Here is a 19,548-nt window from a genome sequence, read left to right as displayed (position 1 = left end):
GTCCGGTGGCGGCGTCCTGGCGCCCCGCGCCGGTCGGCTCCGTCAGGTCAACCACTCCCGTACGACGACCAGGAGGATCGCGACCACCAGGCCGCCGATCAGCAGTGCGGCGTTGCGCAGGAAGCGGCGGGTGTAGCCGTTGCCGGGATCGTCCGGGTGCCCGGCGGCGGCCCCGGGTGCGGGCGCTCCCGGGCGGGGCGCCGTGCGCGGCACCCCGTACGCCTCCTTGAGGAGGGTGAGCCAGATCGCTTCCGGCAGGCCGGGGCGCTCGCCGTCGACGATCAGCCAGAAGGTCTCACGGGCGGACGGCGCCGGGCTCGTACGGAGCCGGGCGAGCAGCTCCGCGACCGTGCCGACCGGGGCGTCGCCGCCGGCGAGGACCGGGCGGACCGCCCAGCGGTGCAGCTCGGCGGCGTTGGCCGCGCGCTGCTCCTCCGGCGGGTCGGAGGGGTCGGCGTCGGCGCCCGGCGGCGCGACGGCCCAGAACTCCCGGCCGATGGCCACCTCGCACAGCTCCCGGCGCAGCGGGTGCTCCCAGGACGGCAGGCGCCGGGCGGCCTCGCGGAGGAGGAGGGTGAGGACGACGTACGCCTGCGGGCGGCGCAGCGAGTCCAGCAGCTCGCGGTTGCCGCCCCGCTCGACGAGCTCGCGGGCCTCGTCGACGGTGCGTGCGGCCGGCAGCTTGTGCAGGAGGCCGGTCTCGGCCTCCCGCTCCCGCGCCCTGCCCCGCACCTTGGCCCAGGTCCGCCCCGGGGCCGCCGCGGGCCCGGTCCACGCGGGCTCGGCGTGGGGGAGAACGGGTCGGGGGTACGGGTCGGCTCCCGGCCCCTGGGACGGCGCCTTGGAGAGATCGGGGCGGTGCGGGGGGACTGCGGGCGGGGGCTTGTCGAGGGACGGTGGGGTCGCGACCGGGTCGGGGTGGTCGGGGCGGGGCTCACGGTCGGCGGCGTCGCGGCCGTACGGGTCGGTCTGCGGGGGAACGGGGTCGGGCCGGGCCGGACGCGACTGCGGGTCACGGGCACCCCGGCCGTACGGGTCGGTCTGCACGTCAACAGGATCGGACCGGTCCGGACGCGACTGCGGGTCACGGGCACCCCGGCCGTACGGGTCGGTCTGTGGCCCCACGTGGTCGGAGCGGGTCGGGGGAGCCTGCGGGTCCGGCAGGGTCGTTCGGGACTGCCGAGCCGGACGGTGCGGCGGGTCCGACGGGTCCGGCCCGTACGGGTCGGACCCCGGGGCCGGGTGGAACGGGCGGGGCGGGGCGGGCTGCTGATCCGCCGAGGCGCGCCGGTACGGGTCGGTCTCCGGGGCCGGCTGGGGCGGGCCCGGCTGACGGTCCGCCCTCGTCGTCGGGCGGTCCCGGGGCACTCCCGGCTCCGCCGGGTCCGGACGGAACCAGTCCTCGGGGCTCTCGTACGGGCCGGGGCGGCCCACTCCCCAGGGTTCTCCCCCGGCGGGTGTCGCGTCTCGTCTCCCCGAACGGTCGGCCGTGGAGTCGCCCGCCGCCGGCGGGGCGTCCTCGGTGGTCCGGCCCCCCAGGCCCCACCCCCATTTCCGTCCCGAAGTCCTGCGGGCCTCCGGGACGGAGGTCGCCGGGGTGCGCGGCTCCTCCGGGTCCGGAGGCCAGGAGGCCTGGCCCGTGGCCCCTCGCGGGGGCGCGTGGCCGCCGGTGCGGCGACGGTCGAGGACGTCCAGCGCGCGCATGGCCGTCTCCAGGAGCGAGGCCCCGCGGACGGAAGAGGCCCCGTGAAGGGCGCTGCCGACGGCGTACTCGCCGCCCTCTCCCTCCGCGACCCCCCGCAGGTGGTGGCGGACGAGCCGGGCCGCGACCTCCTCCGCCCGGTCGCCGCTCCGCTCGCGCGGGTCGACGCGGCGACGGTCGGCGTTGCCGCTCGCCGCGCCCGACCAGCGGCCGACGAACACGAAGCGGAGCGCGGCGAGTTCGGCGGTGTCATGGGTAGCGAAGGTCCACCGGCGGCCGGTGAGCTCGCCGAACATGCTGTGCAGCCCCCAGAGCACGGGGGCGGCGGTGTCGCCCCGCTCGTCCAGGACGGTGAAGCGCCCGTCCTGGTGGCGCAGCAACTCCGCGACCATCCCGGAGAGTTCCTCGGCCGCGGATTCCAGGGCGCCGTCGAGGTCTCCCTGCCCGCGGCCGGTCGCGGGGACGAGGACCTCCTCCGGGATCACCGGCAGTTGCCCGCGCACCTGCGCGGCGTCCATGTTCGCGCCCTGCCAGTTCCAGGCGTGGAGACCGAGGCAGGTGGCGGGTTCGAGGAGTTCGGGCGAGCCGACGAGGGCGTGGCAGAGCACGGAGGTCCCGCCGCCGGCGTCCGTGAACGGGGTGCGGCGGATCAGCATCACCTCCGAACGCCGCTGGAGCCGGATCAGGGCCGGCCGGGTCTCCTCGCCGCTGGCGCGCAGCACGGGCCCCGAGGTCCGGAAGAGGTTCTCGGCCTCGTCGCGGGGCCCGGACCAGGCCACCGGTCCGAAACCGGTGCTGCCGGTGAGGTTCTCGCTGTCCCAGCGGAACACGATCTGGTCGACCTCGTTCTCCGACCGTGTCATCGGACGATCCCCTCCCTGGGTCCCGCGGGTTCCGCCCCGGGCAGCAGCCCGCACATGGCGAAGAGCGACAGCAGTGGCGCGAGGACCCGGCGCGGCCGGGCCCCGTGCGGAAATCGGTCGCCGCGCGCCTGTCCACCGGTCGCGGCGACGAAGTGCAGGGTGCAGTCGGCGCAGTCGTCGAACGGCTTGAGCCAGGCGGTGCTGGCCCGGTGGTCGAGGAAGGCGTACGCGTCCCGGCTCTCGGCCCGTAGCGCGGCGGGGTCGTGGCGGCCCGGCAGGGCCCGGCCGAGCCAGCGGTCGACGACCGGTTCGAAGCGCACCAGGTCGCTCTTGTTGACGGCGAGCGCGGCGGGTGCGGCGACGAGTCCGCCGCGCTGCCGGGGGATCCGGTTGAGCACGGTGGCGAAGGCCTCGTCGCCGAGGTCGCGCAGCCGCAACCCGCTCTGTTCCCGTACCGGGTCGAGGGAGGGCAGCCGGAGCGCGCGCAGCGGGTCGAGGACGAAGATGAACGCGTCGACGCCCATGAGGAAGCGGCCGACCTCGCTGTCCTGGGCGAGGTCCTCGCCCGCGAGGTCGAAGAAGACCACGGGCCGGGGTGTGGCGCCGCCCGCCGAGACGAGCAGTCCGTCGGCGAACCGGGCGAAGGTCTGCTGACCGGTACGGCCCAGCTGCCGTCCCTGTTGCAGGCTTTGGACGCGCTCACGCAGATAGGTGCGGTGCGCCTCGGGGTTGAGCGGCAGGCATTTCAGTCCGTACGGTTCCAGGCCGCCGAGTTCGACCTCGCCGAGCATGGCGGCGAGGAGGTGGGTCTTGCCGACGGAGGAGCTGCCGACGAGGGCGATGGAGAGCGGCTCCCCGTTGATGAGGTAGGGCACCGGGAGTTCGTGCCCCTCGTCGCCGTCCACCGTGTGCGGGCACAGGTGGTACGCCTTGCGCAGCGCGTCCGCGCGGTGCCCGGGCCGGCGTTCGGCGCTGAGGTCCAGGGGGATGCGGTTGCCCTTGGCGTCGATGGAGACGAGCAGTCGTTCGTCGAACTCGACGGGGAGCAGGCAGTGGGGGCACATCCGGCTCCGTGACGGCGGCGCCTGGACGAGTTCTGAGGGCTGCGCGGACGTGGCGGGGCGGGCGGTCCCGTCTGGGGCCCGATCCCGATCCCGGTCGCGGTCGCGGTCGCGGTCGCCGAAGATCCGCCCGAACAGTGTGGGGCCGCGGGAGGGGCGTGGGTCATGGATGGAGGCCTCCGGGGCCTCCTCCCCGGCCGGCCCGGCGCCCGACCGGCCTCCCCTGGACAGCGCGGCCTTCCGGGCGATCTGCCTGTCGTACTTGGCCCGCCCCGGTTCGAGCGGATCGGCCGCGCCGGCGCCGGCAGCGAGCGGATCCGTCACGTGCAGAAGCCTCAACAGCTCGGCCGGGTGGGGCCGTTCCGCCGCGTTCGGGGAGAAGAGACCGCTGTGCTGGAGGGCGGCGAGGCGCCGGTAGTCGGCGAGATCCGCGGGCGGCCCCTCTCCCCGGTCGGGGCGGCCGGAGAGCAGGTAGTAGGCGAGCTGGGCGACGGACCACAGGTCGTCGCGCGGGTCGGCGGCGCCGCGCCCCGCGCGCTGGTCGGGCGAGGCCCAGGGGGCCGTCCCGAAGGCTTCGCGCGCCTCTCCCGCACGCAGCGCCGCGTACGGTTCGCAGAGCCGCACCCGGGCGCCGTCCCACCGGACGTTCTCGGGCGTGATCGCCCGGTGGACGAGGCCGAGGTCGCCCAGGAGGCGTACCGCCATGGCGAGTTGGCCGGTGATCCGCTCCTGGTCCTCGGCGCCGAGCCGCCCCGCCCAGTCGGCGAGGGGACGCCCGATCGGCGGCCGGTAGAGCACGAAGGGCTCGGCGGCGGTCAGGTCGAAGCCGACGATCCGGGTCAGGACGGCACCGAACTTCTCGGAGCCGTAACGCCGTTCGAGGGCGACGGAGGCCGCCACCTCCCGTTCCAGGAGGGCGTACGCCTGACGGTCGCCCTGCGCGGACGAGGCCAGCCGGTACTGCACCACGGGCGCGGACCCCGCCCCCAGGACCGCGCGGCGCGCGAGGAACCCGGGGCGGCCGGGGGGCCTGTGGTCCTCCCTGTACCGCACGACGAAGCGGCTCTGCGCCTCCTTGGGGGTGAGGAACTCCAGTTCCTGGTAGTACGGATGGGGTGGCGGGCTCGGCTCCCTCAGGTGGTCGGGGTGGTCCGGACCGATGGGGTGGTTCGGACCGGCCGGACGGCCTTGGTGGTTCCGGTCGTTCGGGTCACTCCGGTCGTCCGCAGGGTTCGGGTCGGTCCGGTCGTCCGGATGGTTCGCGTCGGTCCGGTCGTCCGGATGGTTCAGGTCGGACCAGTCGTCCGGATGGTTCGGGTCGGTCACGTTTCTCCCGCCTCCTCGGCGCGGACGGTGTGCACGACGTCCGCGCGCAGTGGTACGAGGCGGAGGATTCCGGCGTGGCGTCCCGCACCGGTCCACACGACGTCCTCGGCGGTACCCCGCCAGACGTCGTCCCCGGCGGCCCCGCGCCGCATCGCCTCCGGCACGAACCTCACCTGCCGGGCGGCGAGCGGGTCGTGGGAGAGCAGCCGCAGATGCTCCGGGCCGCAGAGCGCCACCGTGCGGCCGGGGTCGTCCTCGGCCAGGATCAGCCGGGCCACCGCGTCCGGGGCGACCCCGGTGAGCCGGGCGGCGTCGGGCCGGTCGGAACGGTCGGCGAAGGCGGCGAGGCCGGCGAGCGCGTCCGGGTCACGCAGACCGTCGTACCGGGGCGGCGGCGAGGCGGCCACATCGCGCTCCAGACGGAGCCGGGTCTCGGCCAGGAGCTCCGCGATCCGCTGTTCGGGGACCGCGGTCGCGACGGCTCCGGGGTCGCGTTCGATGCCGGCCCAGCACCGGTCGAGGATCAGGAGGGTCCCGCCGACCAGGTCGCCGACGAGCGTGTCGACGAGCAGGGGGCCGCCGTCCCCGTACCGCCGCTCCAGCCACGCGGGTGAGGGTCCGGGGCCCGGTACGGCCGATGCCCCGCCGGCGGAGACGGCGGGGTCCCGGTCGGCCGGGCCGGACGCGTACGGAGAGCCGGACGGTGGTGCGGGATTCCGCATCGGCGACGCGGGTTCCTCGTCCATGTCCGACCAGACGTCGTCCTCCCCGCCGTCCCCCTCCCCCCAGTCCTCCCAACTCCAGGACGCGGTACCGCTGTCCGGGTCCGGAGGTCCGGCGGCCGTCCGGAAGCCCTCGTCCGGCGAGCCGGCCGACGGCGCGTACGCCTCGCCGTGGGCGGACGGCTGCCCGTGCACGTACGCGTCTCCCCGCCCGTTCGCGGCGGACGGCCCGTGCCCGTGCGCGTCGGCCGTGTCCGCGAGGCCGCGGAGCAGTCGGGCCACCGCGCCCGCGCCCGCCGAACAGTGGTGTCGCACCTCGGCGAAGAGCCAGTCGTGCACAGCGGTCGTCACGACCAGGCTCTGGATCTCACGCAGGATCCGCCAGGCCTCCTCCGGGTCCGACCGCGCCCACCAGTCGTCCACGGCCCGGCTCCAGTCGCGCAGCGCGAGGAGGACGACCCCCATCAGGGACACGGTGAGCGCCACGGCCCCCGCCCACAGCGGAAGGCCGAGGAACTGGCCGAGGCCCGCCCCGACGAGACCGCCCAGCACTCCGCCGAAGAGCCGGGGCGCCGCGCCCGTGGCACCGCCTCCGTCGATCCGCCCGTCCGGTGAACGGTTGGGCCTGCGCCGCAGCATCAGATGGGCGAGCCCGGCCGCGAGGACTCCGACGGCCGGGCCGAGGGCCCACCCGAGGACCGGCCAGACCCCGGCGAGCAGGGCGAGGACCCCGGTCACCGCGAAGGCGACCGGGCGCGAACCGCCGGCGGTGAACGGGTACCGGCCGCCGAGCCGCCGCAGCCGCTCCGGCCCGCAGATCGCGTCGAGCCGGGCGAGCCGGGCCGCGCTGCCCACGGGCGCGGTGCGCGCGGAGAGCGCGGAGAGCCGGGCCGCCACGGAGCGCAACGGCAGCCCCTTGGCGATCAGTTCGTGAGTGTGGTCGCGCAGGGCCGGGACGATCCCGGCCCGCGAGATCTCCCGCGGCATCTCCGGCAGCTCGATGCCGCGGTCGCGGAGCACACCCCGGTGCTCGATGGTGATCCGGCTGCCTCCCGCGGCGGCGAAGGCGTCCGCGACGGCGGTACGGAACCGCTCCAGCTCCCCCGTCACCCGCTCGATGTCCCCCGGCAGATCGACCGTACGGCCGACCCCGGTGAGCAGTCCCGCCGCGCCCCGCACCCGCTGGTAGCCGTCGACGGCGTCCCCGACGGCCTCGTCGCAGGTGGCGAGCCGGAGCCCCGCCCGGCCCTGGGCGGGCAGCCAGCGATGGTCGGCGAGGGAGCGCGGCAGGCCCTCGTCGAGCAGCAGCGCGAGCGCGGCCGGCACCTGCTCGGCGGAGGCGGTGCCGGCCGGGACGTCCGGGCCGGTGAGCCCCTCCACCGCCTGCCGCCACGCCCGCGCCCGCGCCTCGTCGGTGAGGTCGTGCTCCAGGACGCGCACGGCGGGCACGGCGACGCCGTGCACCACCTCGCCGAGCGCGCGCAGCACGGCGTCGAAGACTTCGGGAGTGGACAGGACGTCGACGAGCGGGCGCAGCACGGCCTCGCTCGGGACACCGTCCTCCGCCGTGTCGAACACCCACAGGACGCCGGCGGCGGGCGGGCGGAGGGTGAGGGTGCGCCGCACGGTCCGCTCGCCGCGGGTGCCGACGGCCAGGCAGACGACGTGGGCGGGCCCGTAGGAGGAGAGCCGCTCGTAGAGCAGCTGGTGGGAGACGAGCCGGTCGGCCTCGTCGAGGACGAGGAAGCGGCGCTCGCCGCCGGGCTGCGGGGCGTCCAGGGCGGCGCGTACGACGGCGTCGGAGTCGTACGCCCCCGCCTCCCGCAGGTCGAGGCAGACGGCGTGGCCGGGCAGCGGCCGTTCGGGGAGGACGCGCGCGCTCACTCCGCCTCCCCGGCCCGGTCGCGGCGGTAGGCCTCGTCGTCGAAGCCGGGTCCGGGCTCGGGTCCCAGGTCGGGTCCCAGGTCGGGTCCGAAGTCCGGTCCGAAGTCGGGCTCGGGTTCCAGCTCCCAGTCGTCCTCGAAGGCGGAAGGCCGCCGGGGTGGTGGCGTTGTGGGGCCGGAACCGGAGCCGGGGCCGGGGGTGTCTCCGTTCCCGTAGGCGGTACGGGGATCGGGCACGGTGCCCTTCCCGTACCCGGGACGGGGGCTGTCCTCGTTCCTGGGACGGGCGCCGTTCTCGTAGCCGGGGCGCGCCCCGTTCTCGTACGTGGGACGGGCATCGTTCTCGTACCCCTGAGGCCCGTACACCCTCTGCGGACGGAAGTCCTGCCCCTGACTCTGCCCCTGTCCCTGACCCTGACTCTGGCCCTGGCTCTGCCCCTGGCCCTGGCCTTGCGGACGGCTCTCGCCCTGACTCTGCGTCGATCCGGCCCTCGGTGCGTGGCGTTCGTACAGTGCGCGGAGGCTCGATCGGGTCGCCCGTGCCGCCCTCGGGAAGCGCATGTCGAGGGCGCCGGGGAGGGTGACCTCCCAGAAGTGGCGCAGCGGGGCGAGCCATTCGGTGTCCGCCTCGCCGTACTCGCCGTACTCGGCGACGAGTCGGTCGATCAGGACGAGCTGGCGCGGGGCGACGTTCTCCACGAAGTGGGTGAAGAGCGGTGACGGCGGCGCCGGTACCTGCGCGAGGCCCTTGGGCAGGGCCTGCATGAGGCGTTCGCAGAACTGCTCGATGATCTGCCCCTCGTCGAGCAGCGCCCAGCGCTCGTACGCGCGCAGCAGCCCCACCCAGCTGGAGAGGGAGCCGTCGAAGGCCTCCAGGCGCAGCGACATGGTCGCGGACTCGCCGTCCTGGAGCCGGATGCGGACGACGTGCGGCGACCCGGCCGGGCCCTCGGCGTCGATGTGCCCGTTCCACATCGCGCAGAGGAGCCGGTGCAGGATCCGCTGCCGGTCGTGTTCGGTGGAGACCAGCCAGTCGTCCTGGTAGCCGAGCCGCTGGCGCCAGTGCAGGTAGTCGTCCTCACCGGCCGAGTCGCGGGCCTCGGACCAGAGGCTGAGGACGTTGCGGACCTCGGAGATGTCGGTGAGGTTCATGCCGCTGCGGAAGAAGACGACGGTGATGGAGTCGGTGTCGCCCGCCCGGCTCTCCGGGGTCACCCGGGCGGGCAGGTTGAGTTCCTGTTCCAGGTAGTCGCGGGCCCGGCTGTCGGCCTCGCTCGCCGGGTGCACGATGAGGATCTTGAGGGGGCCGCTGCCGTCGGGGACGAAGCCCACCGGGATCAGCCCCGCGAGGCGGGCGCGGAACTGGTCGAGCCAGCGCGGGTCGACCTTCGCCTCGGCGGTCTCGTCGCCCGAGGCGGCCCGGAGCAGCAGTTCCATGGAGGGCAGCAGGGGGCGGGCGAAGACGTCCTCGTTGGCCTCGCCGAAGAGTCGCTTGACCCGCCGCTCGACGACCTGCTTGATCTCCTTCACGGCCGCCGCGGAGGAGCGGCGGACCGTGTCGAGGGCCTGTCGCCAGTCGTCGGGGCCGACGAGCCGGGCGAGGATGCTCGCGGCGTCGGCGGCCTCGGGCAGGCCGAGGCTCTGCGCGAGCCGGTCGACGACGTCGTCGTAGAAGGCGCGCAGGGTGTTCTGCGGGGGCAGCAGGTAGGCGATGCCGGCGCGGTCGTCGCGGTAGAGGTCGCGGCGGCTGTCCGCGAAGGCCTTCGCCTCGTCGTGCTCGTGGGCGCGGAGCGCCTTGGCGAGTTCGGCGACCTCGACGGAGACGCGGTTCAGGGCGGGTCGCCACTGGGCCTCGCCGGCCTGCCAGCCGCGGTGCCAGAGGGTCCGGGCCCGCCACTGGTACCAGGCTTCCTGGGCGGCGAGCGCCTCCTGGACGTCGGGGTCGTTCCAGCGGGCCGGGACGACGCCGCCGACGCTGCCCTTCACCGGAGGGATGGCGGGGGCGGAGGTCTGGACGTGCGCGGGCCGTTCGGGTTCGTTGCGCCGGTTGTCGAGCATGCCGGTGAAGCCTTCCCTCGCCACCCGGTCGGGGTGGCCGGGCAGTCCGCCCAGGATGACTTCGACCTGGAACGGGTCCATGGAGCCGAGGAGTTCGCGGATTCCGGCGCTCGGCCTGAAGTCCTCGGTGAGGCGCGGGACCTCGCGGGCGAGACCGGCGTCGAGGCGGCGCAGGGACTCCTCCATGTCCCCGAGCCGGTTGCGCAGCTCCTGGATGATCTTCGTCTTCCCCCGGGGCAGCTGCTCGGGTGCGGGGACGTCGGGGGCGTCCCGGCTCCAGAGCCGGCCCACGCCGGAACGGTTGAACAGGTCCCGGACGTGGGCCTGTCCGTCCCGGTCGGGGCGGCGGGCCCGTTCGGACATGCCGCGGACCGCCTGGGCCAGGAGCCGGGCGGCGACGATCTCGGCGAGGTCGTCGACGGGCACGGTGAGGGAGGCGGCGAGGCTGGTGGACATGCCGCGGTAGCCGATGCCGGTGCGGGCCGGGGTGGAGCGCTCCACGCTCTTGTTGATGAAGCTGGCGGCGAAGGACTGGTAGTCCTCCTCGGCGCGGGTCGCCGAGCCGTTGCCCACGCCGACGTCGGTGCCGATCAGCGACATCACCATGGCGGCGATGGAGCGCCGCAGGTCCTCGCTGTTGATGACCGAGGGCTTGGAGAAGAGGAAGGCCGTCTGCATGGTGGCGGGACGCAGGGCGACGACACCGTCGCCCGGGTACGTGACGCTCAGCCGCCCGCGGTTCTCGACGTCACCGACCTGGTCGAGAGCGTCGGGCACGTTCTGGTCGTCGACGAGCCGCGAGAGGTCCACGAGGGCGCGGGCGGCGTTGAGTTCGGCCTCACGTCCACCGCCGGCCTCGGGAGGGAAGGCGGAGGGCATGACGACGAGCGGATAGATCTTCACCCCGGGCACCCGGGCGTTGCGGAACTCGTGCCCGATGAGGTGGATGAAGTCGTAGAAGATGCCGGCCCCGGTTCCGCCGGCCACGGAGAAGGCGACGAACACGTCGCAGCCCCGGATCTTGCCGCCGCCGACCCGCCGCAGGTCGCCCGCCGCCTGGCCGATGGACCCGATGGCCTCCCGGAGCTGGCGCAGGACGGGTTCGAGCCCGGAGCGCAGGGTCGCGAAGAGCGCGGCCCGGCCGACGGTCGGCAGCTGACCGGCGCCGCTGTTGAGCGGGGCGACGCGGGGCTGGCGGGCCTGCGGCGGCAGCCAGAGCCCGGTCTCCTCGGGGATGGAGGTGCGCAGCATGCGCGTCACCTCGGGCGAGGAGTCGAAGTCGGTGGGCAGCAGGTCGCGGATCATCCGGGAGGTACGGGCGTAGGCGGCGCCCTCGGTGCCCTTCGCCTTGAACTGCGGCGCGCCGAGCAGCTCGCCCTCGCTGAAGTCGGCGTAGACGAACTGGAGGCAGTCGGGCAGCTGGAAAGGCAGGCGGCGGCCGCCGTCGACGAGGTCGGTGCCGTCGGGGCCGCACAGCTCCCGGCGCAGGCTGCGCTCGAGTTCGCTGCCGATGCGTCCGCCGGTGCCGCCGAGTCCGACGAAGAGCATGGGCTGATAGATCTTCATGTCGTTCTCCTCGGTGACCCGTTCAGAAGTTGTCGTCGAAGTCGGCCGCGCCGGGCGAGCCGTCCGGGCCCGCTCCGGTGAGGGGGCCGGAACCCGTGCCCGTATCGCCCGTGCCGCCACCCGTGGCGCGGGGGGCGGTCCGGCGGGGGCGCCGGGACCACGGCGTGCCCAGACCGCCGGTCGGTGCCGGGCGGCCGCCCCGTACGACCAGCTCGTGGTCGCCGAGCCCGGTCGGCTCGCCGGTCCTCACGGGGACCTGCGCGCCGCCCCGGGGGCGCAGCAGCAGCTCACCCGCGCCGGTGCGGCGCAGCACATGGGCGGTGGAGCCGCCGCCGGGGACGCGGCGGAGGGTGGCCGGCGCCCCGTACGGTTCGTCGACGGCGAAGGCGAAGGTGCCGCCGGGGCTCTGCCCGCGCCGGACCGTCAGCGAGTCGAGCGTCCGCCCTTCCTCGCAGAGTTCGAGCGTGACGCCGGTGAGGTCGCGGCGACGGCGCCGGGCCACGAGCCGGATGCCGACGAAGGCGCCGGCGAGGAGGACTGCGGCGGCCCCGCCGGCCACGACCTTCCACCAGCGCTCCCACCAGGTCGGCGGCTCGACCACGCGGACGTTCAGGAAGGCGCCGCGCAGGGGGCGGTCGCCGTCCCCGGTGTCCACGACGGTGACCTGGCCGCCGAGTTCACCGAAGGGCGTGCCCTTGCCGACGGTGACGGTGAAGGGGATCCGGGTGCTGCTGTTCGGCGGGGCCGCGACGGTCGCCGGGGTGACGGCGAGTTCGGCCCCCGGGGTCTGGTCCGCGAGGGCGAGCCGCAGGGTGTGCGGTGCGGAGTCGTTGTTGGTGACGTCGAGGGTGCCGTGCACGGTCGCACCGGGGTACACGGTGTCACCGTCCACGGTGACGGCGGCGGTCACGAGCGGGGCACCCTTGGCGACGAAGGCGTGCAGCGGGCGCCGGTCGGAGGTGATCCCGGGCGCCTCCATCCGGGTGACGAGCTCCAGGGCGCCGGTGGCCCCGGCGGGCACGGTGAGCGTGCCGGTGAACCGCACGTCGCCGGCCTTGGCGTCGGGGGCCTTCCCGTCGTCCGCGAGCCGGAGGCTGACGGGCTCGAACCCCTCGCCGCTCAGGTCGGCCGCGACCGAGAGACCGGCCAGCTGGCGCGGGTCGGTGATGACGACCCCGCGCCGGGTCTGCATCTGCACCTCGACCTTCATCTGCTCCCCGGCGCGCGGGGACGCCGGGTCGAGGACGACGGCGGAGCGCAGCCGGCCCTGCCAGATCGCCCGGACGGCGACCTCGCGGTCGCGATGGCCCTCCGGCGCCTCGATGTGCACCCGCCAGGCGCCCGGCAGCGGGTTCTTCACCCGCAGCGCCTCGACCGGGCCGTTCTGTCCGCTCACCTCGAAGGTGGAGCCGTCGAAGTCGCCCCGGACGGGCACCTTGCGGCCTGCCGGGTCGAAGTACGTGACCTGCACCTTCGGGTCGTGCTTGGCGACCGTGAGGGAACCGTCGGTGGCGATGGGCGGGATGGTGACGGTCAGGTCGGCGGGCGGCTTGCCGACCGTGCCGTGCGCGATCCGGGCGCAGCGGGCGGCGGCGAAGGTCTCCTGGAGCGCCTTGTCGATCTCGGCGGAGGTGCCGACGACCCGCATGCGCGGGGCGGAGCCGGGGATCTCGGAGCAGGCGCCGCGGTAGCCGCCCTCGGCCATCGCGGTGAGGGCGGCGCGGTCGATCTCGCTGCCGAAGCCGAGGGGCCAGATCTGGACGCCGGCGGCCCGGGCGCGGGTGAGTTCCTCGGTGAGGCGCTTCTCCCCGTTGGACTGGCGGCTCTCCCGGTCGGTGCCGTACTCGGGGCTGTCGGCGACGTCGAGCTTGCCGTCGGTCAGCAGGAAGACGACCTTGGGGGTGACGGGCTTCTTGGCCCCGGATCCTGCCCCGGACCCGGATCCTGCTCCTGCTCCTGCTCCTGCTCCGACGAGGCGGGTGACGGCCTGGCGGATCGCCGCGGGGAAGTCGGTGCCCGGACCCATCCGGGCGGTGTCGCGGCGCCCCAGCTCCTGGACGCAGTCGCTGAGTCGCTCACGTCCCGCCGCGTCGGCCCCAATGAGGGGGCAGACGTCGCGTACGGGCGACTGGCCGCGCTTCTCCGAACTGCCGAAGCCGATGACGGTGGCCCGGGAGCGCTCCGATATCTCGCCCTGGACGAGCAGCCCCGCCGCCTCGGTCTCGCGTGCCAGATCCTTGTCGGCGAGGCTCGCCGACTGGTCGACGACGACGGCGAAGTCGAGGGGGTCGGGCCCTTCGACGGGGTCGGCGACGGTATGGGGGACTGCCCGCGCCCCGGGCACGCCCGCGGCGGTGGTCGCCGCGAGCGGGCCGGAGAGCGCGAGGAGCGCACCGGCGAGGAGCAGGACGCCCCCCTTGTTGGACCACTGCATGTTCTCTCTCACCACAGTTCGCTGAAGAGGGCCAGGAGGGCGCCGAGCGCGAGCGCGGACACGCCCAGGCGCAGCCACCGGTACTTCGCCGCGAGCACGAGGCCGTGCACGCTGGCCTGTTCGAGGAGCCAGCCGGTGGCGTCCGCGCCGGGCGCGGCGAGCCGCTCGCGCAGCGCGGACTCCGACGGCCCGGCCGTCAGCTCGCGCAGGAACGTGCGGTCGGCCCCTATACGCGTGCGGGGCAGGACCACCGAGACGAGCATCAGGACACCGGCCGTCCAGAGCGCGCCCGCCACGAGCAGGAGGACGAGCCCGGGTCCGGAGTCGGGCAACGGGGCGCGGTCCCCGGAGAAGACGACCGCGAGGAAGGCGAGGGCGCCGGAGAGCAGGATCGCGGCCTTGGTGTCGGCCCGGCCGATGTCCTCACGGACGGTGGCGAGCAGCCGCTCGGCCATGAACCTGAGCTCTTCGGCGGGTACGGGGGTGGGCGTGGGCACACGGGCGGGCGCGGTCCCCGACGCGGCGGTTCGGACTGGGTCGGGCGCGGGCGCAGGCGCGGCGGATCGGACTGGGTCGGGCGCAGGCGCAGGCGCGGCGGATCGGACTGGGTCGGGCGCAGGCACAGGCGCGGCGGATCGGGCCGGGTCGGGCGCAGGCCCAGCCCCCAGGGCCGGGTCCGGCACGGGGTCCGGCACCGGGTCCGGCGTCGTCGGTGCCGGCGTCGGGTCCTGCCCACGCCCCGGGGCGGTGGTCATGCGTCGTCCCAGTCGTCGAAGTCGGAGCTGGGGCGCGCCGGGCGGGCGGGACGCCGGGCGCGGTCGCGCCGTTCGCTGTCGTAGGGGTCGTCGCGGTCGTACCGGTCGTTCCGCTCGTACGCGTCGCTCCGCCCGTACGGGTCCCCGTCCTCGTACCGGTCGGGACCGTCGTCGAAGCCCTCGTCGTGGCGGTCCCGCGACCGGGCGCGGTCCCGGTCCCGGTGGTCGCCGTCGCGGTCCCGCTCGCGCGCCCTGCCCCGCTCGCGTTCCCGCTCGGAGCCGGACTCGACGCGGGTCGGCTCGTAGACCCGGGGGCCGCCGGGGGCGTCCCCGCGCTCCGGCTCCTCGTACCAGTCCGGGCGGCTCGGCTCCGGCGCCGCGTCCTCCAGGGCGAGGCGGCGCGGCTGGGTGCCGCCCGAGGGGTTGAGCACCCGGTCGGTGATGCCGTCGATGACGGTGCCGGTCTGCGTCCGCAGGTACATGAGCACCTGGTACATCTGCTCGCCGATGTCGTGCCGTTCGAGGACCCCGGTGTCGAGGAGCCGGTTGAAGACGGCCAGGTAGTCCTCCTGGCTCTCGCGCCGCTCGCGCTGGAGCTGGGTGCGGATCTCCCACTGCTTGTCGGGGTGCATCGCCATGTGGTGGGCGATCTGGGCGAGGTCGCCGCGCCGGAAGAGGGCCTCCATCTCGCGGGCGCGGTCGGCGACCAGGGCCCGCTCGGCGGCCTCCCTGCGCCGCTCCGCCTCGGCGACGCGCTCGTCGGCCTCCATGGTGACGCCGACCTTGTCCCGGCGGGAGACCTCGGCCTTGACGGCGTCGTCGAGGTCGATGAAGACGAGGACCCGGGTCCGCAGCCCGATGTCGCGGCCGAAGCTGAGGCGTCCGGCGCTCAGTTCCTCCCGGACGGCCTCGTCGGCGCGCTGCGCCTCGGTGATCCGGAACCGCCGGGAGAGCCTGCGCAGTCCGTCGAGCAGCTCGTCGTGCAGCAACTCGGCGACGTCCTCGACCTGTTCCTGGACGACGAGGTGCGGGTCGGTCACCACCCACTGGACCTTGGCGACGGCCTCGAAGAAGACACCGTCCCCGGCGGCCGGCAGCTGGAGCCTGAACTCGGTGACGTTGCGCCCGAGTTGCACCTCGAAGATGGTGTACGCGGAGCCGAACATGGGCTTGTTCACGTCCTCCGTACGGTCCGGCCAGATCACCCGGTGGCCGCCGTTGCGGTAGAGGAGCACTGCGGCGACCTTGCCGCTCCGGCGGTGGTACGGGGGCGCGTACTCGCCTATCAGCGGCCCGCGCGGACGCCCGCCGGAACCGGACCCGCCGGCGGCCTCCCCGCTCCACCGACCGCCCTGCCCCCGTACGCGCGCCCGCCCCTGCCCCTGCCGCTCTCGGTCCAGGTCCTCGTCCGGGTCCATGTCCAGGTCCTCGTCCTCGTCGCGACCACCGGCGTCCCGGCCGCCGCCGTTCTGCCCGTCGTACCGCGGCCCGTCGCCCCGCGGCCCCTCGGGCCGCTGCCGCTCGCGACCGTCCCGGTCGCGGCCGTCCCGTGCCCGCTCGTCCCGTGCCCGCTGGTCACGGAGCCGCTCGTCGCGGTCCCGGTCGACCCAGCGCGCCCGGTCGTCTGGCCGCGCGTTCCTGTCCTGCTCGGGCCCGGTCATCGGTTCGCTCCTTCCGTCACGGCATCCCACATCCGGCGCGCCGCGCCTCTGTCCAGGGGCCGGTCGCGGTCCCGGACCAGTTCGTTCAGCAGGCCCCTGAGCCGGTCCCGGTCACGGCGGTCCACCGCGAGCCGCGGCAGGAAGGCGCAGGCGTGACCCAGCGACTCCGGGTCCTTCGCGGCCCGCCGGAGCATCCCGCCGAGCGCCTCCAGGGCCGCCTCGCCGGAGCGGGCCGTGGTGAGGGTGCTCCGCAGCAGCGAGGCCAGTTCGGCCGCGAGCTCGGGCCGGGTCGCGAGCAGGGCGATCAGCAGGGGCCGGGCCGCGTGCCTGTCGAGCTCGGGGACCTCCCGCAGCCCCCACAGATGGGTGGTCCGGGTGCTCAGCGTGCGGATGACGGCGAGGTGGACCAGGTTGGCGAGGTTGAGCCGGCCGTCCTCCAGCCACTGCCGGAGCCGTCGGAGCACGGGCGCGGGTTCGCCGCAGGCGAGCAGCCGCGCCACGCTGAAGGAGGCGGGCACGAGGACCTCGGTGTCGGTCGCCTCGCGCACCCTGACGACCCGGGCGAGGGCGTCGAGCGAACCGGAGACGCTTCCGGCGGCCAGCACGTAGCCGTGGGCGAGCAGGGCGGTCCTGACGAGCATCTCGTCGTCGGACGAGGCCCAGTTCTTGAGGACGTCGGCGACGGCGGGCCGGACGCGCGCATCGCGCGCGGACTCGGCGAGCGCGGTGGCGGCAGCCATCCGGGCGACCGGCTCGTCCGTCACCGCGAGCGGCACCACCAGCTCGCGGAAGCCGTGGATCCAGTCCCAGGAGCAGAGCACGCCGGCCGCGATGGAGGCCCGTACCCACACCTCGGGGCGGGAGTCGTCGCACAGCGAGCGCAGCCAGCGGGCCACCGGGCCACGGACGTTGTGGTAGCCGTGCCAGATCTCGCCGAGGACGGCTCCGGCAAGGGCCTCGCCCTGGAAGCGGACGGCCCGCACCGGCACCTTGGCCGGGCCGAGGTCCAGCTCGCCGTCCTCCAGGACGGCCCGCGCCTGCACCGGCCGGTGCTCGGCGTGTGTCCCGAACAGGCGCCGGCCCGGCGGGTGTTCGGGGTCGAGGGTGACCGCGAGTTCCCAGGCGAGGAGTTCGGCGGCCTCGGCGGCGAGGCTGTACGCGGAGCCGTTGAAGACGGCGACGGCGATACGGAACGCCCCGGCGTTCAGGGCCGGGAGGGCCTCGGGGACCGCGCCCGGACGGTCGGCGCCCGCGAACCACTCCCGGGCCTGGGAGCGCACGAACGAGGCGCATTCGGCCAGGAGTTGCTCGTCCGTCACCTCACCGCGCCAGTGCCGGGCGAGGTGATCGGCGAGCCGGGCGGCCTCGCGCGGCCGCAGTTCCTCCAGACCGAGGGCGTCGACGACGTCCCGCCGCGCGCCGCGCGCCCGGGCGTCACCGAGGGCCTCGTCGGACTCGGCGCGCAGCTGGTTCCAGAGGTGACGGTGGAGGACCTCGTCGGCGGGTGGCGGCGCGCAGTACATCCCGTACCGGCCGCGCAGCAGCCGGTCGGCGAGCTCCCCGTTCTCGACGAGGACGACCCCGTACGCGTCCCGGCCGCGCAGCAGTTCACCGAAGCGGTCCAGGTGCAGCTCGGAGAGGCGGGTGACGGGACGGCGGGCGACGGTGGGGTGTTCGCCCCGGCCGGCGCGGGCGGCGCGCGACTCGCCCTCCGCGTCGCGCACGTCCTCGGTGAGCAGTTCCAGGAGGTGGCCGCCGCTCTCCTGGAGGGCCTCCTCGGTGATCTCGTCGACGCCGTGGCGCGGGTCGAGGCGGAACACCTTGCCGCCGGTGAGTTCGTCGAGGAGGGCGAGCGCGGTGGCCTTGCGGCCGCTGCCGGGTTCGCCGCACAGGACGAGGACCCGGTGGTCACGGAGCCGGTCCCGCATGCGCCGGTACCCGGACGTGGCGCAGTACACCCGGCCGAGGTGGTCGAGCGTCTCGGGCGGGACGGGCCCCTGGACGAAGTGCGAGGTGCGGTCGGAGCCGTACAGGGCGAAGATCTGGTTGCCCTCGAAGACGGTGCCATCGCCGTGGATGGTGGTGAGACGGTCGGCGGCGGCGCCCGCCCACGTACGGACGGCCCGGCGTGCCGTGGCGGCCCCGCCGGTGTCGCTCTCGCCGCCGAGGGGCCCCCGGTCGGCGGCCTCGAAGACGCTCGGCTCGCGGGGCTGCTCGGGGGCGCCGTCGGTCCGCTCGGACCCGCCGGCGCGCTCGCCGTCCCGGTCCCCCCGGTCGGAACCGCGGTCCGATCCCCGGTCGGAACCGCGGTCCCCGCCACGGTCCGAACCCCGGTCGGAGCCCCGGTCGCCTCCTCGATCACCGCCTCGGTCCGGTGCGTCCGACCGGTCGCCGTGGCCGTGCCCGGCGTCCGGGGCGTCGTTCTGCGGCGCGGCGTCGTCCTGGTCGCTCACTCCGTCTCACCCGCCCCGGCATCCGCCTTGGAATCCGCCTTGGAATCCGTCCTGGAACCGGAGTCCGGACCCGGAGCAGAACCCGAACCGGTTCCGGATCCGGATCCGGAACCGGAACCGGAACCGGAACCGGAACCGGAGTCCTTGCGGATTCCGGTGAAGCCGCCGTGGATGGTGTTGCCGTGGACGTCGAGCAGGTCGCCCCCGACGTGGTACTCCCGGTTCCCGCCCATCCACCGGGGCGTTGGGCCGTCCCCCCGCGACGGCCCAACGCCGGTCCGTGGCGCCACCGCCGGCGGCCGCTCCCCCGCGGCCGCCGGCTCCCCCTCCCCCTCGGGCGGCAGCTCCCCGTCGGGCCCGATCAGCGGCGGCGCGGGCCTGCGCGGTACGTGGAACCAGGCGGCCTCGTCGGTCTCCTTGGACCGGATGCGGGCCGACCGGTAGTGGTCCGGCTCGACATACCGCCCGCCCTCCTCGACGACGTTCACGTACAGCCAGTCGGAGACGACGATCAGGAGGTCGATCTCCGGTGTCTCGTTCATGATCCGCTTGGCCGGAGGGCTGTCGCAGAGCCGGGCGGCGAGGTCCACCGCGCGTCCGACGAGCCCGTGCCGGTCCTGGACCACGAGCCCCGCGTTCATGCCGATCCGCAGCCGCAGCGGCCGCGTCCGGCCCTGGTTCTGGGCGCGCAGGCTCTCGTACAGCGTGTCGATCCACCGTCCGACCATGAGGGTCGGGGGCACGTCGGGGCGCAGGGCGGCGAGGATGCCGTCCCCCCGGTCCTCCTGGTGGAAGGTGCCGGGCTCGACGCCGACGGAGCTGTACGCGTCGTCGAAGGCGGCGTACATCGCCGCCCGCTGATGTTTCTTCTCGGCCAGATCGAGGGTCCCGGAGCCGCAGATGTCGCCGAAGACCACGAACCGGTGGATGCCGCCCACTTCTCCGCCCACTTCCCCGTTCACTCCCGCACTGCTCACTCTCGGACTCCCTGTGTGCCGACCCCGGTGCCTGTGGGTGCCGTGGTGGTGCGTGTCCAGACTGGCCGCGTTCCGCGACCGGCGATG

Annotated in this window: 9 protein-coding genes; all 9 read right to left on the bottom strand. The window is 75.1% G+C overall.

Going from position 1 to position 19,548, the window contains the following annotated elements; translation table 11 throughout:
* Positions 1-42: 42 nt before the first annotated feature.
* Positions 43-2,565 carry a hypothetical protein gene (locus tag OG462_RS32610; protein ID WP_406063147.1) on the bottom strand — a complete coding sequence of 841 codons (2,523 nt, stop codon included), beginning with the start codon at positions 2,563-2,565 and terminating at the stop codon, positions 43-45.
* Positions 2,562-4,952, bottom strand: a complete 2,391-nt coding sequence (locus OG462_RS32605; RefSeq protein ID WP_406063146.1) for a hypothetical protein — start codon at positions 4,950-4,952, stop codon at positions 2,562-2,564. Before OG462_RS32605 ends, OG462_RS32610 begins: the two co-directional genes overlap by 4 nt.
* On the bottom strand, positions 4,949-7,558 hold the full coding sequence (locus tag OG462_RS32600) for a hypothetical protein (RefSeq protein WP_406063144.1): 2,610 nt from the start codon (positions 7,556-7,558) through the stop codon (positions 4,949-4,951). The genes OG462_RS32605 and OG462_RS32600 overlap by 4 nt, the downstream gene beginning before the upstream one ends.
* Entirely contained in the window at positions 7,555-11,181 is a 3,627-nt protein-coding gene (locus tag OG462_RS32595; RefSeq protein WP_406063142.1) for a tubulin-like doman-containing protein, read from the bottom strand. The genes OG462_RS32600 and OG462_RS32595 overlap by 4 nt, the downstream gene beginning before the upstream one ends.
* A 22-nt stretch (positions 11,182-11,203) precedes the next feature.
* Entirely contained in the window at positions 11,204-13,615 is a 2,412-nt protein-coding gene (locus OG462_RS32590) for a VWA domain-containing protein (RefSeq protein ID WP_406063140.1), read from the bottom strand.
* An 8-nt stretch (positions 13,616-13,623) separates the two neighbouring features.
* Positions 13,624-14,112: a Pycsar system effector family protein gene (locus OG462_RS32585; RefSeq protein ID WP_406063138.1), complete on the bottom strand. Its 489-nt coding sequence runs from the start codon at positions 14,110-14,112 to the stop codon at positions 13,624-13,626.
* Positions 14,113-14,366: 254 nt separating this feature from the next.
* On the bottom strand, positions 14,367-16,031 hold the full coding sequence (locus OG462_RS32580) for a hypothetical protein (protein WP_406063136.1): 1,665 nt from the start codon (positions 16,029-16,031) through the stop codon (positions 14,367-14,369).
* The gene (locus OG462_RS32575) at positions 16,028-18,484 is read right to left on the bottom strand and encodes a hypothetical protein (protein WP_406063134.1); all 2,457 of its coding nucleotides are present in this window, start codon (positions 18,482-18,484) and stop codon (positions 16,028-16,030) included. Before OG462_RS32575 ends, OG462_RS32580 begins: the two co-directional genes overlap by 4 nt.
* Positions 18,481-19,461, bottom strand: coding sequence for a hypothetical protein (locus OG462_RS32570; protein ID WP_406063132.1), 981 nt, complete (start codon positions 19,459-19,461; stop codon positions 18,481-18,483). The genes OG462_RS32575 and OG462_RS32570 overlap by 4 nt, the downstream gene beginning before the upstream one ends.
* Positions 19,462-19,548: the final 87 nt, after the last annotated feature.

The organism is Streptomyces sp. NBC_01077 (genome assembly GCF_045162855.1).
In the GTDB taxonomy this organism is placed as follows: domain Bacteria; phylum Actinomycetota; class Actinomycetes; order Streptomycetales; family Streptomycetaceae; genus Streptomyces.
Note: the sequence above shows the minus strand (reverse complement) of the source record. Positions and strands in the feature narration are given on the sequence as shown.

What these genes read in the sequence shown, in the direction of transcription:
- OG462_RS32610 (WP_406063147.1), bottom strand. Translation starts at nt 2,565, where the DNA reads ATGACACGGTCGGAGAACGAGGTCGACCAGATCGTGTTCCGCTGGGAC.
- OG462_RS32595 (WP_406063142.1), bottom strand. Translation starts at nt 11,181, where the DNA reads ATGAAGATCTATCAGCCCATGCTCTTCGTCGGACTCGGCGGCACCGGC.
- OG462_RS32590 (WP_406063140.1), bottom strand. Translation starts at nt 13,615, where the DNA reads ATGCAGTGGTCCAACAAGGGGGGCGTCCTGCTCCTCGCCGGTGCGCTC.
- OG462_RS32580 (WP_406063136.1), bottom strand. Translation starts at nt 16,031, where the DNA reads ATGACCGGGCCCGAGCAGGACAGGAACGCGCGGCCAGACGACCGGGCG.